We start from the raw sequence: 24,502 nt of genomic DNA on the forward strand, positions 1-24,502 counted from the left end.
GCTGGAAGGAGGAGAGCAGTGCCATGAAGAGGGTGGCACCGTGGAGACGGGAGAGGGAGTCGAGGGAGTCGCGAAGGTGGAGGGGAAGAGAGAAGCGGTGAGTGGAGCCCTCGAAGGATTGGAGAGAAGGACGAGGAAAGTCAGTGGGAAGAGAGAGGACGAGAGGGACGCCGTCGAGGAGGCGAGTCCAGAAGGAGAGCTGGGAGGAGAGGGTGTCGCCGGAGAGCCAGTGACGCTGCCAGGAGGAGAAGTCGGCGTACTGGATGGAGAGAGGGGCGAGGGAGGAGGCCACACCCTGGAGTCGAGCAAGGTACTCGGCGGAGAGCTCCTGGTAGAGGACGCCGAAGGACCAACCGTCGGAGATGATGTGGTGGAGGTTGAGCAGCAACAGATGCTCATGTTCGTGAGCAGCGGTCGTCACCAGCAGTGCTCGAAAGAGCGGACCACGTGCGAGGTCGAACGGACGTTCCGCCGCGGCACGCAGCAGGGCATGGGCCTGTTCGACTGAACTCACGGAGCTCCGCTCCAGCCGCACGGACACGGACTCCGCCACGAGTTGCACGGGAGCGCCTTCGCCCGGGAAGGTCGTGCGCAGGGACTCGTGACGGTCAACCAGTGCCTGGAGGCTTTGCTCCAGGGCCGTGACGTCGAGAGGCCCCTCCAACCGGAACGCCATGGGCAGGGAGTAGACGGCCGTGTCTGGCATCCACCGGTCGAGGAACCACAGGCGCTGCTGCGCGAACGATGGGCTCAAGCGCGCCTCGCCCTGGGCGGGTCGGATGAGGTCCTCGGAGAACGCGCTCGGGGTCTCCTCGAGACGGGCGCAAAGCTCGCGTAGGACGGGCTGATCGAAGAGCGCACGCAGCGGAAGGTGGAACCGTGTCTCCTCGCGCATCCGGGTGACGACCTGCGTGGCGAGCAGCGAGTGGCCCCCCAGGTCGAAGAAGTTCGCGGTGGCGCTCACTGCGTCCACGCCCAGCACCTCCGCCCAGATGCGCGCGACGGCGGTCTCCAGGGCCGACTCCGGCGCGATGAAGTCCTCGGAGTGCGCCTGGGGTGTGGGCAGCAACGCGCGGTCCACCTTGCCGTTGGGCGTGAGTGGCAGTGCGTCCAGCACCACGATGGCGGCGGGCACCATGTACCCGGGGAGCAGGCGTTGCACGTGCTCGCGCAGCTCGACGGAGGACGCTCGCGCGACGACGTACGCGACCAGCCTCCGGTCTCCCGGTAAGTCCTCTCGCACGAGCGCGAGGGCCTCCAGCACGGAGGAATGCTGGCGCAGCGCACTCTCCACTTCCCCCAGCTCGATTCGGAAGCCACGCAGCTTCACCTGGTGGTCGCGACGGCCGATGAACTCCATGACTCCATCGACGCGCTGCCGCACCAGATCTCCGGTGCGGTACATCCGCCCACCGGGCGTATCGCTCCAGGGGTCGGGCAGGAAGCGCTCTCCCGTCAGGTCCGCGCGCTCCCAGTATCCCCACGCGAGGCCCAGGCCCCCCGTGTACAGCTCACCCACGGTTCCGACGGGAACGGGCCGCAGCGACTCGTCCAGTACATACATCCGCGTCCCGGAGATGGCGCGGCCAATGGCGACGGCCGTGGTGTCATCTGTCTCCAGTGCTCCGCGCATCGGGTGGTAGCTGGTGAACGTCGTGTTCTCGGTGGGCCCGTAGAAGTTGACCAGCCGGATGTGCGGAAGCTGCTCCAGCGCCTTGCGCGCATGGGGCACGGAGAGGACCTCGCCTCCCGTGAGCAGCTCGCGCACGCGGCCCATTCCAGGCAGGCCCAGCTCGACGAGCTGATGGAAGAGGCCCGTGGTCACCCAGACCACCGTCACTCCCTGCTCCTCCAGGAAGGGACCCAGCTCGTCCAGCCCCGCGGCGCCCTGGGTGAACACGGCGAGCCGCGCGCCATTGAGGAGCGCGCCCCAGATTTCAAAGGTCGACGCATCGAAGGCCACGGGCGCGAGCTGCAGCAGCACGTCGTCGGGGCCCACGTCCACGTAGTTGGCGCCCAGCACCAGCCGCAACACGCCCCGGTGGGGAACACAGACGCCCTTGGGTTTGCCCGTGGAGCCCGACGTGAAGACCACGTAGGCGAGGTCGTCCGGGCAGACCTCCCGCTCGGGCGGATGCGCGGGAAGCGCGTCCAGCTCCGCCTCCAGCGCGTCCAGGCACAGCGTGGGCACACCGCCCGACGGCAGGCGGGAGCGAAGGCCCGTCTGCGTGACGATGGCGTGGACCCCCGCGTCCTCCGCCATCAACCGCAGTCGCTCGGATGGGTAGTCCGGATCGAGCGGAACGTAGGCGCCGCCCGCCTTGACGATGGCGAGGAGGGTGACCAGCAGCTCCGCCGAGCGCGGGAGACAGACGCCCACCTGGGGATGCTCTCGACCGATGCCCTGGGCGCACAGACGCCACGCGAGCTGGTTCGCCCGCGCGTCGAGTCCCGCATACGTCAGGCTCACGCTGTCGCTGCTGACCGCGACAGCGTGAGGACGCAGCGCCACCTGGGCTTCGAAAGCGTCCGCGATGTTGGAGGGAAGAGAAGCCGGAGAGGGAGCCGACAAGGAGAGGGCGTCGAGCATGTCAACGCGTCGCCCTCACAGGATGAGAAAGCGACGGCTGCCGCGGGTGGCACGGCAGCCGATGAGACGGGGCGGAACGCGTGAGTCATATCTAGGAGGCTTGCCAAGACATGCGCAAGATTGGCTGGTCCTCCCCGCCCTGATGAGGCGGATCCCCGTTGAGTTGTGTTTCAGTTTATTACGGGTGACTCGTCGGGTCCGCCGGGTTCGTGCCGGCGGACCGCTCGTCGCCATCGCGGAAGCCGTCGAGGTCCCGGTCGATGCCGATGCGCGTTCCCGAGCCCGGGGGCACGCACGTGTACGTCAGCACGCCGTTGCTCGCCGTGGTGGCGGCGCGAAGGTTTGCGTCCGACACTCCTGGCAGACCCTGTCGGTCGACGATGAACTGACCTCCTCCCACGTAGAGGAAGCCCGCATCGTGCGGGCCCACCCGGCCCTTGGCGACCAGGTCGCACTCGCCCGCGTTCGCTCGCGCCACCAGCAGGTTGATGCGCGGCCCCACCACGGCGGCCTGGGCTGCCGTCAGCGTCACCTGCTGGCCGACGATGGGCGCCAGGTTCGTGTCGAAGACGAAGATGAACTGCTCCATGTTCTTCTTCGCCGCGATGCCCTCCGGCGTATCCGGGATGCCCACCGAGTTGAAGATGGGGTGGAAGTCGAAGCCGCTGTTGAACGCGAAGAGGGTGGGAACGGTGCCGTCGCTGTTGAAGCCGAAGCCGCGCACCTGGTCTCCCATGAAGGGGTCCACGGGCAGATTGCCCGTGGCGAAGGGCGCGCCGAACATTCCGACCTTCTGGTACGCGTTGCGCAGGTGCGGCACCTTGGGAAACTGCGGCACCACGTCGAACGACGACCGACCGTCCGTGCCGAAGAAGCCCTTGAAGACACCTTCGCCAGGGTTCGCGTTGGGGTCGAGCGTGTGGCACGAGCCGCAGGGCCCGTGGAAGAACGTCGTCGTGTTCAGGAAGAAGTCCCGGCCCGCCTGCTGCGTGGTCGTGAGGGAGTTGTCCAGCTTGCGGATGGGGTTGGGCGGATAGACGACCTGGAGCGCGAAGTCGGTGAACTTCTGGAGCTGCTGCGGCGTGAGCTGGGCGTTGCGGCCCAACAGGTCCATGAAGGCCGGGTTGAACTGCTTGAAGGCCTCCGACTCATTGAAGGAGCCGTTGTTGGGCTGGGCGTTCGCCGCGCTGTCTCCGCCGTTGCGGTCTCCTCGCCAGTGCATGGGGCCGTGGTTGGCCATGCCTCGGAGGCTCTGCGTCGTCATCGGGCCCTTCAGCGGGTGGAAGGCCGTGCTCTGACCGAACGTCGGATCGCTGCCGAACTCGGGCATGATGGGGACGACGGGGCTGGGGTTGCTCTTCACCGCGCCGTCCGGGTTGCCCAGGTCCCAGGCCAGGCTGTCGAAGTCGCCGAAGATGTGGCAGCTGGCGCACGAGGAGTCGCCGTGGCTGGAGCTGTTCCGGGCGTCGTAGAGGAACGGACGGCCCTCCACCACGCTCGCGGGCTCCGGGTTGTACATGGGCAGGTGGGCGATCTCCTGGCGCGTCGTCGTGTTGATGACGGAGATGGCGTTGTCGAAGCGGGTGAGCACGTAGAGCCGCCGCCGCGCCTCGTCCAGCACCAGCCCCGTGGGGCCGCCGCCGGTGAGCTGAATCTGGTTCGCGGCGTTCGGCACGAAGGTGTCCGCCTCCAGCGCCGCGGTGGAGTAGACGCCCAGCTTCGAGGAGCCGAAGGCCGTGACGAACAGCGTGGCGCCGTCGGAGGTCACCGCCATGCCCAGCGGCTGCGCGAGGCTCTTCTCGCTCTCCGGATTGGGCGTGGGCGCGCAGCAGGTGCCGTAGTTGATGTGCTTGTTGAGGTGGCGCGGCGTGACGCTGGTGGGGCCGAGCACGGTGATGCGGCTCTCGTGGATGTGGCCGCGCAGCGTGGTGTTGGCGAAGGTGCCGGGCCCCTCGAAGCGCAGGTCATTCCGGGCCTCGGTGTTGCTGACGTACACCTTCCCGTTGGCGGGGTTGACCACCATGTTGAACAGGATGGTGCCCACGCCGGCGTAGACGCTCCCGCTGCCGGTGAGCGGCGCGGGCGGGTTGGAGGTGGCGTCGATGGCGAAGACGTCCTTGTCCGGCAGGGACAGGCGCACCTGCGGCGTCCACGAGCGGTTCACCACGTCCACCCAGTCCTGCCCGTTGTACTTGACGATGACGGAGACCTCCGGGGCGGGGACGCCCGCGAAGTTGGTGTTGGGGCTCGGAACGCCGCCCGCGGCTTCGCCACCGTTGGGAATGGCCGCCTCGTGCAGCACCGTGGTGCGATTGCCGGAGTGGAAGGCCGCCGCGTACACCCGCGAGCCGTCGGGCGTCGTCGCCAGGGCCCGGGGCGTGTCGGCGAACAGCGACAGGATGGTGAGCGGCGTGCCGCCCAGCGAGCTGCCCAGGTGGTCCGAGTCGAAGACCCAGACGTCGGCCCGGCCCACGCCCGGCGTGGTGAGCTGGGGGTCGAACGGCGCGTTCTGTCCGCGATGCGCCGCGGTGATGAACGCGCGCCGCCGGCCCGGGCCCGCGAAGACCAGGTCGCGAGGCTCGTCACCCACGAGCAGCGTGCGCGTCACGATGCCGCTGTTTCCCTCACCGTCCACGCGGACGATGCTGACGCTGTCAGACAGGTGGTTGACGACCCAGACCTCGTCGTTCGTCCTCGCGGCGACGGCCACGGGCTCCAGGCCCACCGGCACCGAGCCCCGGTGGCTGAGGCCACTGTTGCCGACGCGGAAGATCTCCAGGCGGTTGTCCGGAGTGTTGACGGCGAACAGCAGCCTTCCGTCAGGGGAGAGGGCCAGGGGCCGCACCTGTCCGCTTTCGAAGAGCGTGAAGGGCGCCGCCACGGCTTCGCGGCTTGAAAAGACTCCCGCCAGCAGCAACGTCAAGACAACGCTTCTCAGCGAACCAGCTCGAACGGCAGTGCACCGGGGTTTCACATCATCCTCCAGGGGAGAGGGACTCTTCCCTCCCTCCGTCGAGGGAGTGACGGTTGGAAGGGAATGCGGAATCTTCCGTGGATACGGTGTGAACCGTAAATACTGGCATTCGCTTTCGTGGAAATGCCCGTGACGGTGACGCAGTCTCATGGGTCTGGAGTGTCCGGACCTACCCATGGCATGTCCGGACGGAGCGAATTTTTACAGGAGTGTGAGCCGATGGCCTGGAAGATGCCCGAGGAACCCTATGTCGACGCGGAGCCTGGCTCCGCGCTGGAGACCGTCATCGTTCCGCGCACGCGGGACCTGGGGGATGGCTTCGAGGTGCGCCGGGCGCTGCCGTCGTCGCGGCGGCGGATGGTGGGCCCGTTCATCTTCCTGGACCAGATGGGGCCCTCGGTGCTCCAGGCGGGCAAGGGGCTCGACGTGCGGCCCCATCCGCACATTGGCCTGGCCACGGTGACGTATCTGTTCGATGGCGAGGTCCTGCACCGGGACTCGCTGGGCGTGGTGCAGACCATCCGGCCCGGCGCGGTGAACTGGATGGTGGCGGGACGCGGCATCGTCCACTCGGAGCGCACGCCGCCGGAGGCGCGCGTGAAGGCGAACCGGCTGTTCGGCATCCAGTTCTGGGTGGCGCTGCCCGGCAAGCACGAGGAGGTCGCGCCGTCCTTCGTACACACGCCGGTGGAGGCGCTTCCGGTCATCCAGGACCACGGCCTGGAGCTGAGGCTCATCGCAGGCGAGCTCTTCGGCGAGCGTTCTCCGGCGAAGACGCAGTCAGAGCTGTTCTACGCGGACGTGAAGCTCGACGTGGGCACCCGGCTTCCCGTGCCGTCCGTGCATGAGGAGCGGGGCCTGTTCATCGCGGAGGGGCAGGTGGAGGTCGGCGGCGAGAGCTTCGGTCCCGGTCAGCTCCTGGTGCTGCGTCCGGGCGCGGACGTCGTCGCCCGGGGCGGCGGGGCCACGCGCTCGCGCTTGTTGCTCTTTGGCGGCGAGCCCATGGATGGGCCGCGTCACATCTGGTGGAACTTCGTCTCCAGCTCGAAGGAGCGCATCGAGCAGGCCAAGGAAGACTGGCTCGCGGGGCGCATCGGCCAGGTCCCGGGTGAGACGGAATTCATTCCGCTCCCGGAGCCCGAGCCAAACGTGCCCCGCTATCCCTGACACGCCCGCAAGGTTGATTGAGACAGCCCCGCAGGAGGTCCTTCTGCGGGGAGTGTCTGTGTGCCCCGAGGCAGCTCAATCCTTGTGCAAACACTCTCCATTTCAGTATCCGCCGCCTGGATTGATGGGAAGCCGACGGGCGAGGGAGGGCAGGGTTTTCACGGATTGAGTTGTGTGGCTCGCGATGCAAATCCTTTCGCAGTGACCTTGGGTGTCTGGAGATGCCCGAGCGAGTCCCATGTGCGGGGAGGAATCGCCGTGAGCCATCCGATCATGAAGTCGCGAGAAGTGTCCGTCTCTGTCGGAGATTATCTGCTGGCCCGCTTGCAGGAGCTGGGCATCCACCATGTCTTTGGCGTCCCGGGAGACTTCAACCTGGGCGTGCTCGAGCAGTTGCTCAAGCATCCGGGGCTGCGGTGGGTCGGGTGCTGCAACGAACTCAATGCCGCCTACGCCGCGGACGGGTATGCCCGCATGCGAGGGTTCGCCGCGCTGCTGACGGCCTACGGCGTGGGGGAGTTGAGCACCATCAACGGCATCGCCGGCGCGTATGCCGAGCGGGTGCCCGTGGTGGCCATCACCGGAGCCCCTCCGCTGTCCCATCTCCAGAAGCGCTCCGTGATCCACCACAGCCTGGGGGATGGAGACTTCGGCAACACGCTGGCGAGCGTGGCGCCCTTCACTGTTGCGCAAGCGGTGCTGACGCAGGCGAATGCACCCCAGGAGATCGACCGGGTGCTGCGCACGTGTCTCCGGGAGCGGCGGCCCGTGTATCTCCAGCTCCCCTCCGACGTGACGTTCCAGCACGTCCCAGCTCCCGAGGCACCGCTGGTGCAGGAGGCTCCACGGAGCGACCCCGAAAGTCTTCGGCTGCTCCTCGAGGAGCTGGTGCCAAGGTTGAGGGGTGCCCGACGGTGCGCGCTGCTGGTGGACAGCGATATCCAGCGCTTCGGCCTCGCGCCGAAGGTGCTCGCGATGGCGGAGGCCGGCCGACTTCCTATCGCGCTGCTCAGCTCAGCGCGGGGCCTGGTCGACGAGGGGCATCTGGCGTTCCTCGGCTTCTATGGCGGGCGCCTGTCCGATGCATACGTGCGGGACTGGGTGGACGGCGCGGATTGCGTGGTAGCCCTGGGCACGCGCTTCACGGACCTCAACACACACTCCTTCTCTCATCGCCTGGAGTCCGCCCGGCTGGTGGATCTCCAGCTCTTCAGCGCCGCGCTGGGGCAGGGGACGCAGGGTGTGCCACCGTCCCTGTACAGCGGATTGGTGTTGAGCGAGGTGCTGGAGGCGTTGACGGAGTCGCTGGGCGCTCGGGGGGCCCAGGACTTTGTTCCCCGCTCCGCCCGGCTGCGAGCCACGGCGGCGGCCCGGGCGCCGGTGCCCGTCCCCAAGACCGGGACGCCGCTGACCCACGCGCAGCTCTGGCCCGCGCTCGCGGGGGTGCTGGAGCCGGAGGATGTCCTCGTCGTCGAGGCGGGCAGCCCCATGGTGGGCTTTTCATCCACGCAGCTTCCCCGAGGCGTGAGCTGGGTGGCCCAGCCGCTGTGGTGCTCCATCGGCTACACGCTGCCGGCGTTGCTGGGCACCAGCCTGGCGGCGGCCCCGGAGCGGCGCCACCTGCTCTTCATCGGCGACGGCTCCTTCATCATGACGGCCCAGGAACTCTCCACGTTGCTGCATTTGAAGCTCAAGCCCCTCGTCTTCCTCATCAACAACGCGGGCTACACCATCGAGCGCCTCATCGTCGGTCCGGAGTCCGTCTACAATGACATCCCGAAGTGGAACTACCCGGCCGTCTGTGATGCGCTGGGGGCTCCAGGTCAGTCGCTGACCTTGCTCATCGAGAAGCCGGAGCAGGTGGCGCCTGTCTTGGCCGAGGCGGTGCGTGCCCAGCGCGGCGGACGGCTGGTGTTCGTGGAGGTTCGGCTGGCTCCGCTGGACGCCCCCGCGGGCTTGGCCCAGATGGGGGCCTCCCTCTATTCCTTGTCATACCGGGACGACAGCGGACTGCCTCGCTTCTAAATCCCTGGCGCATTCCCTTGCGGGGCGGCGGGATGGGGAAACCACTCCCAGTGTGTTAGTCTGGGAAGGCCGTACAACCCATAAGCTGTCCCTGGAGGCACGAATGCAGGCTGGAAAGTACGTCAGCGGTGCGTTGCTTGCGGTGGGATTGATGCTGGCTGGTTGTGGTGGCCCCACGGTGGAAGCCACCGAGGCACCAGACCTCACTTCGCACGAGACCCTGGTTCCCGATTGTACGGGTTCCACGGCGGGGACCATCTACTACTCCAACGCGGCGCACACGGCGATGGTGGGATACATGGGCTGCGGTTGTGGTCGCTGGACGCGATGGGGGCAGACGTCGGACTACTCCTCCGCCACGGATCTGTGCCCCAAGGAGTACCCGCCCGAGGTCTGAGTGAGCAGACGTCGTCGTGAATAGAAAACGGCCCGCCCCGGAATGTCTCCAGGGCGGGCCGTCGCATTTTCGCTTCCTGAGCAGCCGAGAGTGATTGGCAAAGCCTGTTAACTATCGGGGCGGCGATTAACGACGTTCTCCTAGTACTGCCTGGTCGGTTGTATTCAGCGGGCGAGCGTGACTTACTCCAGGGACCATCAAATCTTCGTCGGCTGGATTCCGAGGGCTGAGCCATGCTTTTTGCTCAGCACGATGAGGATCCGCCCCAGTGGTCCCTCTTCTGTCCAGAACCTTGAGATGACACATCATTCAGATGTCTGCATTGTTGGTGCCGGAATCGGAGGGCTGACCTGCGCCACTGGATTGGCGACTTCCCCCTTGAGCAACCGTCTGCGAGTCAGAGTGTTTGATTTGAATGCCAGCGTGGGAGGCCGCATCCAGTCAAGAAAGCTGGACGGTGGGGAAATCACCGAGCTGGGTGCCGCTCGCTACTCGCCGCAGTTGCATCCACGTTTCCAGGCGCTCATGCATTGTTTCCAACATCAACATGCGACCTACCCATTCACTCAAGCCGTATTTCAAGACGACATGCAGGGAAAGCTGAGAGCGACCTTGCTTGGCTTGCTCTCCAATCTGGATGAGCATCCCCAGGCCTCATTCCTGGAATTCGTCAGCCACTATCTGGGGGAAGGGGAGGCCAGGAAGATCATCAAGGCCATGGGGTATGACGCCCTCCTTCTGCCGATGGTCTCCGCGTCCATGGCATACAGCATCATCAAGAAGCACCCGGAAACGCAAAGCCTGGTTGATGACACAAGCAACCAATGGCGCTATGCCCCGGAAGGCTACGGCCAGCTGCTGGCGCGCCTTCAGTGTCAGGCACAGGAGGGCCGGGTCGAGTTTCGGATGGAACACCGGTTGCTCTCCGTTTCGCGCTCAGGAGATGGATACGGCCTCGCCTTCAGTCATCAAGACAACATACAAATACATCGGGCGCGGCACGTCATATTGGCCATCCCACCCTCCGCCATGACACAGCTCAATCTCGGCTTTCCCACCCATTGGAGTCCCTACCAATATGGCTCCCTGCCTTTGTTCAAGGGGTTTCTGACCTTCAATGGCGCCTGGTGGCGAGACTGTCAGATGACAGACAAGGTCCTGGTGGTTAACAACCCTTTGAGGAAGATCTACTTCAAAGGCGAAAAATACGTACAGTTCTACACCGACGGCGAAAACGCGACGTATTGGCAGGACAGCCTGGAGCAAGGCGAGGACGTCTATTTGAAGAGGGTGCGCGCCTGCCTGGAACAGGTTCTCCCCCTCGGTGGAAAGCCCCTACCTCCCATCAAGGACCATTTTCACAAGCATTGGCCACATGGAGTGGAGTTCTGTCTGGAATCCAAGGCGGATCAGCCCACCGCCTTGGTTCATCGCGATGGTGTCATCGCCTGCTCAGATGCCTACACGCCGCATGGCGGCTGGATGGAAGGTGGACTGCTCAGCGCGCATCAAGCAGTTCGGCTCTTGCTGGAACAGCTCACCAGCGCTTCAGAGAACCGGTATCAACAAAGCCCTCGTAGCACCGCTTGTCGAACGCCATGAGTATCCTCTATTTTCCTCGGCTGTTCTTTCGAGGCTTTGCTCGCGCCAATGTTCCAACCGCGAATCGAAACACGCATGGCCAGATCGACATCGCCACCAATACCGTGCTCATGGAGGGGGCTCCGTTTGATCTTCGCCGGCCGCCCTCCGAATTCCATGAGCACCTGAAGCAACTGGCTCCCAGATACGACGCGGAGGGGAGGGCGGACTCCGGAGGAATCTTCAGCGAGGCAGCCGGCTACAATTTCGGCGGCAACAATCACTTCTCCTGGGAAAACGTCAGGATCACGGGCGTGCAGTTGCGGGAAGGGGACCTCGACACCAGCGACAGTCTGGTGGGGGCCCAACTGGCGCTCTGGGGAAACTACAACGAATACCTTCGCACGACGTTCAATCGCGCCCGATGGGTGGACAACAACCCCAGCCGGGCCGACACCACCTTGATATACGCCGGACAGGTGACGCTGAGCGACAAGCACGCTACGCCTCACACTCCGGCGCTGCTCACGGCGAGCATTCCGCGGGCTCATTCCGTTCGCTGGGTGGGGACCGGGCATGTCGTCGAGCGCAACGACCACTTCCTCGCCGAAGAGTTCACCCGCTCGCGGCTGTTTCAATTCTCCGTTTCCAAAAATGACACCCAGTTTCTACCCACGTCGCAAGCATCCCCATCCCCCGGCCTGGAGGCCGTGCTGCAAGCGCTGGAGGGCGACGAGGTACAGGGACTGACGATCCAGTACGCCTTGTTCAACATGTCGACGCCGCGGGGGGCGGATTCACCTGTCTTTTATGATCTGATTGGCACCGTTGGCCTGTGGTGCCGGCATGAGCTGGAAACCTATCCGGCGGGGCGTCTGCTGTTGCCGCGCCAGCCCGGCCTGGGACCGGTCGTGGTGAGGGTGCAGTCGGACCGGGTGTCACTCAACATGCCGACCGCCGTCCCTTTCACGACCCGAAGCGCCCAACCTGTCTCGGACCAGCATCCCACCCATGCCTTGGGCGGAAAACTGCCGCTGGGAGATCTTGCACTCCTCAACCAGTCCGGCGCACTGGTTGCCAGAATCCCTGAAAAACTCTACCTCGATTATTGGCGCCATCATGGCGTGCTGGATGTGCCGTTGTTGAACTCCGCCACGGATTCGCTTCTCCTGACAAGCGAACACGCCCAGTGGAGAGAATCCGATTGGGTGGTGCAGTCCGACAGTAACCACCTGTTTCTGGAGGCGCCCAACAAGCGGAAGGACCAGGTCTTCCCGGAGACCATCACCGTGCAAAGCCGCCTCCGTGGCGAACTGGCATCGCACTCGGCGCTCGCGGTGCGGGCTGAAGACGCCGGCATGCTGACCGCGCACCTGACTTCGTCGGCACTGGGGGCTGGCTATGCGCAAGTCACCCTCACGGGCCAACGCCCTGGCGCGACTCGCGTTGCGCTGAGCGCCGGAGAAGACAGCCAGTCCATTGGCGTCAGGGTATTGCCCGACGACTGGCACCTGGATGAGGTCCCCGCCGAGCAGGTGGACTATGCATTCTTGTATCAGCACGTCATGAGCTATTACGAGCTGGTATACCCCTTCATGTCGAACAAGGTGTTCAGCCTGGCGGACCGCTGTAAATGCGAAACGTATTCCCGGCTGATGTGGCAGATGTGCGATCCGCTCAACCGGGACAAAAGCTACTACATGCCGAGCACCAGGGAACTCTCCCTGCCCAAGTCCAAGCTGTTCCTGAAATACCTGACGCACCTCGAAGCGGCCTCCAGGACCTCTCTTCCTGAGCCTCCTGGTCCGCAGCCGATCAGCAATAGGGCCCACCTGGTCAAGGAGTTGAAGAGAGCGATCGACCTGGAGCTGTCCCTGCTGTTTCAGTATCTGTATTCCGCCTACTCCATTCCCAACTACGAACAAGGGCTCAAGCAGGTTCAGGCGGGCCGTTGGCAGATGGCCGAGCTGGAGTTGGCCTGCGGCTCCGAGGACAGGCGCCGCAACAGTGGTGTGCGCGGCACGTTGCTGGAAATCGCGCATGAAGAGATGATTCACTATCTCGTGATGAACAATGTGCTGATGGCCTTGGGCGAACCCTTCCATGCGGGCACCCCCATGGTGGGAGCGCAGGCGCGGCTCCATTTTGGTCTGGATACCGAGTTTTCCTTCGAGCCCTTCTCGGAGCATGTGCTCGCCAGGTTCGTTCGGTTTGAATGGCCTGGACATATCCCCGTGCCAGGAAAGTCCATCGCGGATTTCTACAGCTCGATTCGCCAGGCGCTTCGTGAGCTGCCTGACCTGTTCGACACCCGCCCCGGCAAACGCGGCGGGGAACATCATCTCTTCTTGAATGAACTGACGAACAAGCTGTTCCCAGGGTATCAGCTGGAGGTTTTTGATCGGGACAGCGCGCTCTTCTCCATCGACTATGTCACCGAGCAGGGAGAGGGTGTCGCGGTCGATGCCCCATCCTTCGAGTCCTCGCATTTTCAAAGACTGCGCCGCATGGCCGCCCGATTCAGCGCCCAGAAGAAACCGTTTGAGCCGGCCGTACCGGCATTGAGGAATCCGGCCCTGGAGCCACGTGACGATTGTGTCCAGGTGGTGAACGAGGATGCCAGGTCGCTGATGGGCCTGTATCAAGGGTGTCATGAGTTGATGGTGCTACTGATGGCCCATCATTTCGCGCAAAGACCGCTGGGCAGTTTGCGCCGCTCCCGCTTGATGAATGCCTCCATCGACATCATGACGGGTCTGCTGCGCCCTTTGTCGATCACCTTGATGAATACGCCGTCGGGTCTGCCCGGGCGCAATGCCGGACCGCCGGTGCCCGAGCCAGTCAAGGGCCAGGTCGGCGGCGATTACGCTTCGGGATGCCAGATGCTGGCTCAGAAATGCCTGACATTGGCGCAGGTGGCCCGCGGCATTGGCGCGGACCTTGTCGGCGTGGCACCGATAGAAATGTTGGAGTTCTTCAATCGTCAACTGACCGATCTGGCCCAGGGGAACATTCCAAGGGAGGCCTGAATGCACAAAGCCATCATTGTGGGCGGCGGACTGGCAGGCAGCCTGACCGCCATTTATCTGGCGCGGCGTGGGTACGACGTTCGTGTCGTCGAAAGGCGGAGAGACCCGCTGCAGAACACCTTCTCCTCCCTGGAGATGACCAGCTCGCGCGCCATCGGCGTCAGCATGAACGTCAGGGGCATCAAGGCGGTGCTGCAGGCCGGGATTGAGCCACAAGAGTTGAAGCGGTGCGGCGAACCCATCGCCGGCATGGCCTTCTCTGTTGGCGGAAAGTACAGGATCCGCGAACTCACTCCGTCCGAGGGGATTTCCCCTCTGTCCCTGGATCGGTTGGCGTTTCAAAGGCTGTTGAACAAGCACGCCGCCCTTCTCGGCGTGAAGTATCACTTCGAATCCAGATGCCTGGGTGTCGACCTGGAGAAGAAGTCAGTCCTCGTCCAGGAAAACGACGGTGGGGTCCAGCGCCATCAAGGGGATTTGATCATCGGCGCGGATGGCGCACACTCCGCGGTACGCCAGTCCATGCAGAGCGGCCTGCGGCGCTTCGAATTCAAACAGACCTTCTTCCGCCACGGCTACAAGACGCTGGTCCTCACCAACGCCGCGGAGCTGGGCTATCGGAAGGACCTGTTGTATTTCTTTGGCATGGACTCCAAGGGGCTCTTCGCCGGCCGCGCGGCGACCATCCCCGGTGATAGCATCAGCTTCGCGATTTGTCTGCCATACACGGGGGCCCTGAGCCTGGCGACGCAAGATGGAGACACCCTGCGCGCCTTCTTCAACCACTATTTCGGGGGCCTGCCGCTCGCCCGCCGGCAAGAAATGCTGGAGCAGTTCATGACACTGCCCAGCAACGACCTCGTCAATGTTCGCTCGAGCACCTTTCACTATCGTGGGAATGCAGTGCTGATGGGCGATGCGGCGCATGCCACCGCGCCCTTCATGGGGCAAGGCATGAACATGGCCCTGGAAGATGCCTATGTCTTCTCCACCCTGCTGGACAAACACGCCCATGACCTTGAGGTCGTGCTCCCGGAGTTCACCCGCCAGCGGAAGGTGCAGGCGGATGCGATGCAGGACATGTCCATCGCGAACTACGAGATGCTGAGCAATCCTCGCTTCATCTTCTTCTTGCGGGCCCAGTATGCCCGCTACATGCATCAGAAATTTCCCAGCCTCTATCCGCCGGACATGGCGGAGAAGCTGTATTTCGATTCGGTCCCTTACGACGAGTTGCAGCGAATCCAGCGGAAGCAGAATGTGTGGTACAAGCTTGGAAGGATGAACTAGCTCGGCCATGCAAGCACATCCCCCTCCGCCGCTCCTGCCAATGCAGTGGAGCAGCGCCTATGTCTCCTATTGGTCGCCCATGCTGCGTGGCGACCAGATGACTTCTGGCTATTGCTGGTTCAACTACGCTCGCGATGTCTGCCGGATTGACGGGCTGTTCAATCCCTGGCCCGAGAAGGAGAGGGGGGAGCACCTCTGGATGTCGGAGGTCGGCGATGTCGCGCGCGGACAGAGCTTCAAGAGGAAGATGGCCTACTGGAAGAAGGCGACCCCCATCGGGGAACGCCTTTGTGAGACCTTGTTGCCGGATGAAAGGTCGTCGTTCCATGAGTTGTTCCTGCCTCGCACCGTATTGCTGGACGGGAACGCGCGTCATGCTGGATGTGACCCTGTGCTGGGCCAGTTGGCGGATGTCTGGACCATCGAGAGGCCGAACAAGGCGCCCCTGACGCTCTACCTCCAGGCTGGAACCAACCTGCTGCTCCGCATGGTTTCCGGCAACGACAAGGTGCACGTCTCGGTGCGTGATTTCCCGAACGTATTCGTCGGAGACATCCCCGAGAGTGTTTTCGCGATGCCGAGAACCCCGTTCCCACCCGGCATGGCCGGGGAGGTCCCGCGCGTCGTTGAAACTTGAAGGGGACTCGACTCGATGCGGCATCCCCTCTCATGCCTGGCGAGATTCTCGCAACCTGTCCAGTGTGCTAAACTGGAAAAGTCGTACAGACCATGGACTGTCCCTGGAGGCACGAATGCAGGCTGGAAGGTTCGTCAGCGGTGCGTTGCTTGCGGTGGGGTTGATGCTGGCTGGATGCGGTGGTGCGGCGGTGGAAGACACCGAGGCCCAGGACCTCACCTCGCGCGAGGACGCGGTGCCCAACTGCAATGGCATTGCCTATGATCGGGAGTATTACTCCGACGCGTCGTACTCGACGCTGGTGGGCACGCGGAGCTGTGATTGTAGCAACTACGGCCAGTGGGGCCGGGTGACGGCGTTCGTCGTCACGTATAACTACACCTGCGGCTGAGCACACCCCGCGTGAATGAAGACGGCCCGCCCCGGAGTGTTTCCGGAAGCGGGCCGTCGTGCTTCAGCAATGCGTGGCTCAGGCGGTGGCGGAGCGCACGGCCGCGAGCAGCTCGCCGGAGTCGACCAGCTGGCTGACGGCCTCGATGTCCTTGTGCAGCTCCCTGTCCCGGTCCATGTGCGGCACCTTGGAGCGGATGACCTCGTAGGCGGCCAGCGCGCCCTTGCCCGGCTTCCCCGGCAGGCGGAAGTCCAGGGCCTGCGCGGCCACGAGCAGCTCGATGGCCAGACACGAGCGGGCGAATTCACCCACCTGCCGGCCCTTGAGCGCCGCCGTCATGCCCATGGACACATGGTCCTCGCGGCCCGCCGACGACGGAATCGAGTCCACCGACGCGGGGTGGCTGAGCACTCGCGACTCGGCCACCAGCGCCGCGCTCGTCACCTGGGCAATCATGAAGCCGGAGTTGAGCCCGGAGTTCTTCGCCAGGAACGCGGGCAGGCCCGACAGGGACGGGTTCACCAACTGCTCCACGCGCCGCTCGCTGATGGACGACAACTGGGTGAGCGCCATGGCCACCACGTCCATGGCCAGGGAGATGGGCTGGCCGTGGAAGTTGCCGCCGGAGACGATGCGCTCCGTCTCCGTGAAGACGAGCGGGTTGTCCGTGGCGCTGTTGACCTCCACCTCGAGGATGCGCCGGGCGAAGGACAGGCCCTCGCGCGCCGCGCCGTGCACCTGGGGCATGCAGCGCAGCGAGTAGGGGTCCTGCACCTTGCTGCAGTTGACGTGCGTCTCCACCAGCTCGCTGTGGACCAGGATGCGCCGCAGGTTCGCCGCACAGGCCTTCTGGCCCGGATGGGCTCGGATGTCGTGAATCTCCGGGATGAACGGCTTGTGGCTGCCGAGCAGGCCTTCCAGCGTCATCGCTCCGGCCACGTCGGCCAGCTCCGCGAGGGACTCGGCGCGAAGCTGGAGGAGGGTGCCCACGGCACACATGGCCTGGGTGCCATTCACCAGGGCCAGGCCCTCCTTGGCCTCGAGGATGACGGGCTGGAGGCCGGCCATCTCCAGGGCCTTGCGCGCGGGCAGCCGCTGTCCCTGGTGGAAGGCCTCGCCCTCGCCGATGAAGACGAGCGCCAGGTGGGCCAGCGGCGCCAGGTCACCGGAGGCGCCCACGCTGCCGCGCTCGGGGACGACGGGGACGACGTCCCGGTTCAGCATGTCCAGCGCCAGGGCGAGCGTCTCCGAGCGGATGCCGGAGTACCCCTTGGCGAGCACGTTGCAGCGCAGGAGCAGCAGCGCGCGGGCCTCGGGGAGGGGCATGGGCGTGCCGACGCCGCAGGCGTGGGAGAGGATGAGGTTGCGCTGGAGGTCGCGCAGGTCCTTCTTGTCGATGCGGACCTCGGCCAGGGTGCCGAAGCCGGTGTTGATGCCGTAGGAAGGCGTGTCACCGGCGGCGACCCGGTCCACGAGCGCGCGGGCGGCGCGGACGCGGGCGGCGGCCTCGGGGGCCAGCTCCACTGTGACCTCGTTCCGGGCGACCTGGAGGATCTGCTCCAGCGTCAGGGTGTCTCCGTCGATGAGGATGCGGGGGCGCGACATTGGGGCTCCAAAGGGATGGCGGATTCAGGGTCTTCGGCAGCGGGGCTTTACACCCGGGAGCGGTGCTCGTATAGGTCCGCCGACTGAAGAGGGAGGTCACGGACTCCGTGGCGCTGATCGTCCAGAAGTATGGCGGTACCTCCGTGGGTGACACCGAGCGGATGAAGAATGTCGCTCGCCGCTGTCTGGCTGCCCAGGCGGCGGGTCATGACGTGGTGGTCGTCGTCTCCGCGATGTCGGGAGAGACCAACCGGCTGCTCAAACTCGTGGCGCAGATCACCGACCGGCCAGACGAGCGGGAGCAGGACGTGGTGGTGGCCACCGGCGAGCAGGTCTCCATCGGTCTGGTGGCGATGGCCATCCATGCGCAGGGGGGCAAGGCGACGAGCTTCCTGGGACATCAGGTGCGCATCGTCACCGACAGCACCTTCTCCAAGGCGCGCATCAAGAGCATCGACGCGCAGCCCATCCGCGCGGCCCTGTCCAAGGGGCACATCGTGGTGGTCGCGGGCTTCCAGGGCGTGGACGAGGAGGGCAGCGTCACGACGTTGGGGCGCGGTGGCTCGGACACCACGGCGGTGGCGGTGGCGGCGGCGCTCAGCGCGGATGCCTGTGAAATCTACACGGACGTCGACGGCGTCTACACCACGGACCCGAACATGGTCCCCGCCGCGCGCAAGCTGGAGCGCATCGCCTACGAGGAGATGCTGGAGCTGGCGAGCGTGGGCGCGAAGGTGTTGCAGATCCGCTCCGTCGAATTCGCCATGAAGTACAAGGTGCCGCTCTGGGTGAAGTCGTCGTTCTCCCAGGACCCGGGCACACTCGTGTGTGAGGAGGACAAGTCCATGGAGGACGTGCTGGTCCGCGGCGTGGCGTATGACCGGAACGAGGCGAAGATCACCGTCTGTGGCGTGCCGGACGTGCCGGGCGTCGCCGCGAAGATCTTCGGACCGCTCGACGAGAAGCACATCGTGGTGGACCTCATCGTCCAGAACCCGTCGCGTGATGGGCGCACGGACCTGACCTTCACGGTGGGCAAGTCGGACTTCCTCAAGGCGCAGGAGGTGGTGCGCGAGGCGGTGAAGGAGATTCACGCCGCCGGCATCGAGACGGACGAGAACATCGCCAAGGTGTCCATCGTCGGCGTGGGCATGCGCAACCACTCGGGCGTGGCGGCGCGGATGTTCACGGCGCTGTCCTCCGAGGGTATCAACATCCAGATCATCTCCACCTCGGAGATCAAGGTGTCGTGCGTGGTCCACGCCAAGTACACGGAGCTGGCGGTGCGGGCGCTGCACACGGCGTTCGGGTTGGATCAGCCGCTGCCTCCCGAGGGTGTCGCCACCGTGTCGGAGACGGCCGCGCTCAAGGGCGAGAAGGTCTGAGCCGGTGGCAGGGCGCACCGCCGCGCTCGCCGTCGTCGCGCTGGGAGTGATCGGGCTTGGGGCGGTGGCTCGCTGGCGCTGGCCGGATTCCGATCCAGCGCTGGATTGTGCTCCAGAGTCCGTGCGGCTTCGGGCCGATGGCGTGGCCACGTGTGGCGAGGGTGAGGTGCCGACGGGGGCCACGGCGTTGGCGCTGGGGCGGCGGTTGGACCTGAACTCCGCGACGGAGGAGGAGCTGGCGCTCTTGCCGGGCGTGGGGTCGTCGCTGGCGCGGGGGCTGGTGGAAGCCCGCGAGGCGGCGGGTGGCTTCAGGAGCTGGGACGCGGTGGACGAGGTTCCCGGGGTGGGTGCTGCCCGGTTGAAGACCCTCCAGGCGGCCACCCTGTTGGGGCCGACTCCGGATGCCGGGCCCGTGTGGTAAGCACGCGACGTGCAGATCGCCTGCCCTCAGTGCTCGATGCAGTATGTCCTTGATCCCCGCCTGCTGCCGCCGGGAGGGGCATCGGTCCAGTGCACGCGTTGTGGCCATGTGTTCATGGCCTCGCCGCAGGCGGAGGCTCCGCGTCCGCCACCGGTGGACCCCGCGGGGCCACGCACACCGAGCGGCTCATGGGCCTCGGCCTCGAGTCCCGCCGCGTCGAGCATGCTGAGGACGCAGATCTTCGGCTCGGGCCAGAATCAGGGCGCGTCCGGTGCGGTGCCTCCTGTGGACGTGGGGACCGCTGCACATGGCGCGGTGCCGAACACGACGCAGACGTTTGGCGCGGTGCCGCCGGTGCGCGCGGGTGCGGGCTCCCAGGGAGCGGTGCCAAACACGACGCAGACTTTTGGCGCGGCGCCTCCGGTGCGCGCGGGGGCGGGTTCCCAGGGAGCGGTGCCAAACACGACGCAGACGTTTGGAGCTGTGCCTCCGGTGAGTGCAGGGCCGCCCGGCGCGGTGCCGAATACGACGCAGACGTTCGGCGCGGTGCCTCCGGTGAGTGCAGGGCCATACGGCGCGGTGCCGAATACGACGCAGACGTTCGGCGCGGTGCCTCCGGTGCGCACGGATTCAGGCCCACATGGCACGGTGCCGAACGCGACGCAGACATTTGGCGCGGTGCCTCCGGTGCGCTCGGATTCAGGCCCACATGGCACGGTGCCGAACGCGACGCATACGTTCGGTGCAGTGCCTCCCGTGCGCTCGGATTCAGGCCCGCACGGGGCGGTGCCGAACACGACGCAGACCTTCGGTGCAGTGCCTCCGGTGAGTTCTGGCCCGCATGGCGCGGTGCCGAACACGACGCAGACCTTCGGCGCGGTGTCTCCGGTGAGTTCGGGCACGCACGGGGTGGTGCCGAACACGACGCAGACGTTCGGTGCGGTGCCTCCGGTGAGTTTGGGGCAGCACGGCGCGGTGCCGAACACGACGCAGACCTTCGGCGCGGTGCCTCCGGTGAGTGCGGGCCCGCACGGCGCGGTGCCCAATACGACGCAGACCTTCGGTGCGGTGCCTCCGGTGAGTTCGGGTCCGCACGGGGCGGTGCCAAACACGACGCAGACGTTCGGCGCGGTGCCTCCGGTGCGCGCGGATGCAGGCCCGCACGGCTCCGTGCCGAACACGACGCAGACGTTCGGCGCGGTGCCGGGCCCGGCGCACGCATCGAGTGGGGATCCCTCGGGCCAGGGCTCCTCCGCCGGCGGTGTGAGGCAGTCCACCCAGGTCTTCGGTCTCGCGGCCCAGGGAAGCACCGTGCCGCCCTCGATTGCTCCGGTGTCGGGGGGCTCGACCGAGGCCCCTGCGTCCCTTGGTCGGACCCTGACGTTCGGCGCGATGGCCGCTCAGTCCACGCCCACCGCTCCCGGCGAGGCACCGTCGCTCGCGGGTGAGGCCCAGACCCGCGCCTATGGGGATGCCCCTGGCGGCACCCAGAGCTACGGAGCCATCGGCTCCGAGTCGTCGCCCACGGGCCTGCTTTCGGCGCCGGTGGAGCGCAAGACGACGCTGTACGGCGCGGCCCTGGGGCCTGGGGCCCCGTCCGGGAGTGTGCGGTTGCCGCCCGAGGACATGTCGGGTGTCGGGACCTTTGGCGCGGGAGCCAGTCTCGGAGCCTCCGAGCCGAGAACCCCGTCCTCGCGCCGGGTCCCCGTGTCGCTTCCTCCCGAGTTGCTGGCGGCGGGCAGGGACGACTCGGAGTTCCCCGGGATGGCCCCGTCGAGTCGCTCCTCCCGGCTGTGGCTCGGGTTGCTGGTGGCGGCGGGAGTGCTCCTCGCGGGAGTGCTCGCCTATCCGGCCTGGAGGGATCGCAACGCGAACATGCCGGCGGACGCGGTGGCGGACAAGGACCGCGCGGCGGCGCTGCTTCGGAGGGATGACGCGACCTCCAGGGACCAGGCCATCAAGACCCTCAGGGGCCTGACGACCGTCCATCCCAAGTACACCGAGGCACGGGCCGAACTCGTCGGCGCGCTGTCCTTGCGTCTGGGAGAGCTCCAGGCCCAGGCCGAGCGACTTCGAATGCGGAGCGAGTACCTCCAGCGCGAAATCGAGATCCTCACCCGGACCCGCGAGTCGGTGGATTGGGAGAGCCGGGTCAACGTGCTGCGGGAATCGACGGCCGAGGTCGTTCAGCTCAGCGGCCCGCTGCGGGTCGAGGTCGACACGCTTCGCAAGGAAGTAGACGTCCTCGCCTCCGAGCTGGAAGCCGCGCCGGAGGTGGAGCCCGCCCCGGCCCTGGCGGCTCGGGTGAAGGCGCTGGCCCTGCACGCGGGAGTGACGGCGGCTCCAGATGCCCTGGCCCTGGCGGAGCGCCTGCGCAACGTGGAGAGCGCCCCGAAGATCTGGAGCACCGTGGCCAAGGCCGAGTACGTGCTCAGCTCGGGTTCTCCTCCAGACTCCGTGGCCCAATCCGTGAGCGAGCTGGAGGCATTGCGCCAGGCCGACGGCACGCTCCTGCGCGCCCATGTCCTGGGTGCTCGCCTGGCCCTGCGTCAGAAGAAGCCGGAGGCGGCGCGTTCACTCCTGGACGAAGTGATTGCCCTCAATCCGAACCACGAGCTGGCGCGCAAGCTGCTCGAACAGTTGGATGCCACGGGCTTCCAGCCCTGAAACGACGTCCGTCGCGTTCCGAGGCAGGCTGGAGAAAGTCCAGTCCCTCCGTGGCGATGATCCTCGCCTTTCCCAGGTTCTTCGGGCGGAACGCGCGCCGGTGCGCGGGGCATGCCTCTTGCTGGTCACCCGTGCGGAGTCGGGGACTGGGTCTTGGGAGGCATGGTCGATGGCGGAGGTCTTCTTCTGGTGTGCCGCGCTGCTGTTGGCGCACACGTACTTTCTCTACCCATTGAGCCTGTTCGTGCTGGATGGGGCGGCGCAGGTGGCGCAGAACATCCGGGCGATGCGGGGTGGGGCGCCGCGTCGGAGCCTAGCGGCCAGTCGGGGGCCGGCTCCGTCGGTGAGCCTCGTCGTGGCCGCGTACAACGAGGTGTCCTGCATCGAGCAGAAGCTGGAGAACAGCCTCGCGCTCGAGTATCCGGCGGAGCGCTTCGAGGTGGTGATTGGCTCGGACGGCTCGACGGATGGAACGAACGAGCGGGTCCTCCAGTGCCAGGATGAGCGGGTGCGGTTGTCGCCGGCGCCGCGCGCGGGCAAGACGACGGTGCTCAATCGCTGCATTCCAACGGCGAAGGGCGACATCGTGGTCCTCTCGGACGCGAACACGATGATTGAACCGGAGGCCATCCAGAAGCTCGTGCGCCACTTCGAGGACCCTGAAGTCGGGGCCGTCTGCGGCAAGCTGCGCCTCTACAATCCGACGAAGCAGGACTACGAGGAGAGCGCGTACTGGAGCTACGAGTCCCTCATCAAGATGTACGAGGGGCGCCGGGGCGCGGTGGTGGGGGCTAACGGAGGCCTGTACGCCATCCGTCGCACGCTGTTCACGGAGCTGCCGCCGTCCACCATCGTCGACGACTTCGTCATCCCGCTGCGCATCCTCGAGAAGGGCTACAAGGTCGCCTATGAGGAAGAGGCCGTCGCCCATGAGGAGACGACGGAGGACTACGGCAAGGAGTTCGGCCGTCGCGCGAGAATCGCCGCGGGCAACTTCCAGAGTCTCCGCATGGTGCCGGGCCTGCTCCTGCCCACCGCGGGCTTCCCCGCGTTCGCGTTCTGGTCGCACAAGCTCTTGCGCTGGTGTGCGCCCGCGCTGATGGGACTGGCGCTGATCGCCAACCTGTTCCTGCTCGACAGCGTGTTCTACCGCTTCACCCTCCTGGGGCAGGGCCTGTTCTATGCCCTGGCCTATCTCGGAAAGGTGGGGGTGCTGAAGCGCGGCGCGGCGAAGCGAGTCGCCTCGGTGGCCTACTATTTCGTCACCATGAACCTGGCCATCGTCGTGGGCTTCTGGCGCTTCCTGCGCAACTCGCAGCGCGCCGCGTGGGACCGCACCGCTCGCGCGTCCTGAGTCGCGAGCACGTCGTGCGTCCTGGCGCTCGGTCCCTCTGGGGGCCGGGCGCCTCGTCGTTCTACCGCAGCGAGGCGACGGGGACGGGTGCGGGCTTCTTCGTCGCGGGGCTGGGGGGCAGCACGCTGCCGAACGAGGCGAAGAGCTGGCCGGTGAGGACCGGGTCCTTGTTCGGACCCGCGTGGCGCAGCAGGTCGTTGAGCACCGCGCCCGTCTTGGGGTCCCTGGGCAGGTGAGGGCGGGCCAGGTTCATCCGGTAGCGCACGACGCCCCGGCGCACCCGGTGGATGACGGTGACGGTGCCCTGCGCATCCACGGAGTCGACGATGCCCACGTGCGTGAGGCCGTCGTTGCGGCGGCCGTCCCGGTTCTGGTCATACGTCTCGTTGAAGAAGACCAGGTCCCCCGCCGCGGGGCGACCTTCCGAGTACACGCGGCCATTCGCGCGGGCGTAGCGGTAGAGGGCGGTGACGCCGTTGTCGCCGGGCTTGAGCGTCCCTCGGAAGGACAGGCCCGCCTGGGCGTAGACGCCCTCGATGAGTCCCGTGCAGTCCGCCGGGTACTTGCGCCCGTCGAGCGTCACCTGGGGCTTGCCCACCAGCGAGCGGGCCGACGCGAGCACCGTCGCGCGCGCATCGGCCGAGGCGGGCCGCACGTGCGTGCTCGCCGGAACGGTGGCGGGCTTGCCCTTCGCGGGGCGGGCGGCGGTGGCGCGCGCGGGCGTGCGCTTGACGGGGGCGGCCTTCCGCTCGGCCGTCTGGGCCTTGGGGGCCACGGGGCTGGAGAGCGACTCGCGCGGAAAGGCGGGCGGAGACGCGGAGCGGTAGCGCACGGCGTAGGAGTCCAGCCACGGCTCCAGCCGGTTCGACGGGGTGGCGCAGCCCGTCGCCGTCATCGCGAGGATTCCCATCAGCGTGAGCCACCGCATGCGCGACCTCCCTGTAGCGTCCTGAGGCACCCATGGTCGCCCCGGTGGCTTGTGTCGTCAA

16 protein-coding genes and 1 pseudogene are annotated in these 24,502 nt (G+C 66.2%); 13 read left to right on the forward strand and 4 right to left on the reverse strand.

The features are described from left to right. Positions 1-2,590: non-ribosomal peptide synthetase (locus HUA74_RS16480; RefSeq protein ID WP_174455279.1), on the reverse strand; the 2,590-nt coding region annotated here is incomplete at its 3' end. Positions 2,591-2,768: 178 nt separating this feature from the next. After that, positions 2,769-5,714, reverse strand: a complete 2,946-nt coding sequence (locus HUA74_RS16485) for a hypothetical protein (protein WP_254625091.1) — start codon at positions 5,712-5,714, stop codon at positions 2,769-2,771. Positions 5,715-5,783: 69 nt separating this feature from the next. Between HUA74_RS16485 and HUA74_RS16490 the strand changes: the two genes are divergently transcribed. From HUA74_RS16490 to HUA74_RS16525, 8 genes are all read left to right on the forward strand, one after another. Then, positions 5,784-6,731 carry a pirin family protein gene (locus tag HUA74_RS16490; protein ID WP_254614411.1) on the forward strand — a complete coding sequence of 316 codons (948 nt, stop codon included), beginning with the start codon at positions 5,784-5,786 and terminating at the stop codon, positions 6,729-6,731. Between the two features lie 258 nt (positions 6,732-6,989). Continuing rightward, on the forward strand, positions 6,990-8,756 hold the full coding sequence (locus tag HUA74_RS16495) for a thiamine pyrophosphate-binding protein (protein WP_217443476.1): 1,767 nt from the start codon (positions 6,990-6,992) through the stop codon (positions 8,754-8,756). Between the two features lie 103 nt (positions 8,757-8,859). Continuing rightward, complete coding sequence (locus HUA74_RS16500; RefSeq protein WP_174455281.1) at positions 8,860-9,153, forward strand: hypothetical protein; 294 nt, start codon at positions 8,860-8,862, stop codon at positions 9,151-9,153. Positions 9,154-9,450: 297 nt separating this feature from the next. Beyond that, complete coding sequence (locus HUA74_RS16505) at positions 9,451-10,755, forward strand: FAD-dependent oxidoreductase (RefSeq protein WP_174455282.1); 1,305 nt, start codon at positions 9,451-9,453, stop codon at positions 10,753-10,755. Further along, entirely contained in the window at positions 10,752-13,763 is a 3,012-nt protein-coding gene (vioB, locus tag HUA74_RS16510) for an iminophenyl-pyruvate dimer synthase VioB (protein ID WP_174455283.1), read from the forward strand. Before HUA74_RS16505 ends, vioB begins: the two co-directional genes overlap by 4 nt. Continuing rightward, entirely contained in the window at positions 13,764-15,053 is a 1,290-nt protein-coding gene (locus HUA74_RS16515) for an NAD(P)/FAD-dependent oxidoreductase (RefSeq protein ID WP_174455284.1), read from the forward strand. Between the two features lie 7 nt (positions 15,054-15,060). After that, a complete protein-coding gene (gene vioE / locus HUA74_RS16520; protein ID WP_174455285.1) occupies positions 15,061-15,690 on the forward strand; it encodes a violacein biosynthesis enzyme VioE in 630 nt (209 codons plus the stop codon). 115 nt (positions 15,691-15,805) lie between these two features. Beyond that, positions 15,806-16,081, forward strand: coding sequence for a DUF6289 family protein (locus HUA74_RS16525; protein WP_174455286.1), 276 nt, complete (start codon positions 15,806-15,808; stop codon positions 16,079-16,081). A 78-nt stretch (positions 16,082-16,159) separates the two neighbouring features. On the opposite strand, the gene hutH is transcribed toward HUA74_RS16525, so the two are convergent. Further along, complete coding sequence (gene hutH / locus HUA74_RS16530; protein ID WP_174455287.1) at positions 16,160-17,686, reverse strand: histidine ammonia-lyase; 1,527 nt, start codon at positions 17,684-17,686, stop codon at positions 16,160-16,162. Positions 17,687-17,793: 107 nt separating this feature from the next. On the opposite strand from hutH, the gene HUA74_RS16535 reads away from it, so the two are divergent. The 5 genes and pseudogenes from HUA74_RS16535 (at position 17,794) to HUA74_RS16550 (ending at position 23,513) form a co-directional block, all read left to right on the forward strand. Further along, positions 17,794-19,071 (forward strand): aspartate kinase, encoded by a 1,278-nt coding sequence (locus HUA74_RS16535; RefSeq protein ID WP_174455288.1) that lies wholly within the window; start codon positions 17,794-17,796, stop codon positions 19,069-19,071. Between the two features lie 121 nt (positions 19,072-19,192). Next, positions 19,193-19,492 carry a ComEA family DNA-binding protein gene (locus tag HUA74_RS45620; protein ID WP_371817246.1) on the forward strand — a complete coding sequence of 100 codons (300 nt, stop codon included), beginning with the start codon at positions 19,193-19,195 and terminating at the stop codon, positions 19,490-19,492. Between the two features lie 9 nt (positions 19,493-19,501). Continuing rightward, positions 19,502-19,600 (forward strand): annotated as a pseudogene (locus tag HUA74_RS46820) (zinc-ribbon domain-containing protein); the annotation flags it as partial. A gap of 114 nt (positions 19,601-19,714) precedes the next feature. Continuing rightward, complete coding sequence (locus tag HUA74_RS16545; protein WP_254625093.1) at positions 19,715-22,159, forward strand: lipopolysaccharide assembly protein LapB; 2,445 nt, start codon at positions 19,715-19,717, stop codon at positions 22,157-22,159. A 169-nt stretch (positions 22,160-22,328) separates the two neighbouring features. Beyond that, positions 22,329-23,513 (forward strand): glycosyltransferase family 2 protein, encoded by a 1,185-nt coding sequence (locus HUA74_RS16550; protein WP_174455291.1) that lies wholly within the window; start codon positions 22,329-22,331, stop codon positions 23,511-23,513. A 61-nt stretch (positions 23,514-23,574) separates the two neighbouring features. Here HUA74_RS16550 and HUA74_RS16555 read toward each other — a convergent pair whose 3' ends face one another. Next, entirely contained in the window at positions 23,575-24,441 is an 867-nt protein-coding gene (locus HUA74_RS16555) for a CHAP domain-containing protein (protein ID WP_174455292.1), read from the reverse strand. Between the last annotated feature and the right edge of the window lie 61 nt (positions 24,442-24,502).

The organism is Myxococcus sp. CA051A (genome assembly GCF_013336705.1).
Classification (GTDB): domain Bacteria; phylum Myxococcota; class Myxococcia; order Myxococcales; family Myxococcaceae; genus Myxococcus; species Myxococcus llanfairpwllgwyngyllgogerychwyrndrobwllllantysiliogogogochensis.

Bases quoted from the DNA above. Each gene is read 5' to 3' on its own strand.
- HUA74_RS16485 (WP_254625091.1), bottom strand. From the start codon at position 5,714: ATGAGACTGCGTCACCGTCACGGGCATTTCCACGAAAGCGAATGCCAG.
- HUA74_RS16490 (WP_254614411.1), top strand. From the start codon at position 5,784: ATGGCCTGGAAGATGCCCGAGGAACCCTATGTCGACGCGGAGCCTGGC.
- HUA74_RS16500 (WP_174455281.1), top strand. From the start codon at position 8,860: ATGCAGGCTGGAAAGTACGTCAGCGGTGCGTTGCTTGCGGTGGGATTG.
- HUA74_RS16505 (WP_174455282.1), top strand. From the start codon at position 9,451: ATGACACATCATTCAGATGTCTGCATTGTTGGTGCCGGAATCGGAGGG.
- vioB (WP_174455283.1), top strand. From the start codon at position 10,752: ATGAGTATCCTCTATTTTCCTCGGCTGTTCTTTCGAGGCTTTGCTCGC.
- HUA74_RS16515 (WP_174455284.1), top strand. From the start codon at position 13,764: ATGCACAAAGCCATCATTGTGGGCGGCGGACTGGCAGGCAGCCTGACC.
- vioE (WP_174455285.1), top strand. From the start codon at position 15,061: ATGCAAGCACATCCCCCTCCGCCGCTCCTGCCAATGCAGTGGAGCAGC.
- HUA74_RS16525 (WP_174455286.1), top strand. From the start codon at position 15,806: ATGCAGGCTGGAAGGTTCGTCAGCGGTGCGTTGCTTGCGGTGGGGTTG.
- hutH (WP_174455287.1), bottom strand. From the start codon at position 17,686: ATGTCGCGCCCCCGCATCCTCATCGACGGAGACACCCTGACGCTGGAG.
- HUA74_RS16545 (WP_254625093.1), top strand. From the start codon at position 19,715: ATGCTGAGGACGCAGATCTTCGGCTCGGGCCAGAATCAGGGCGCGTCC.
- HUA74_RS16550 (WP_174455291.1), top strand. From the start codon at position 22,329: ATGGCGGAGGTCTTCTTCTGGTGTGCCGCGCTGCTGTTGGCGCACACG.
- HUA74_RS16555 (WP_174455292.1), bottom strand. From the start codon at position 24,441: ATGCGGTGGCTCACGCTGATGGGAATCCTCGCGATGACGGCGACGGGC.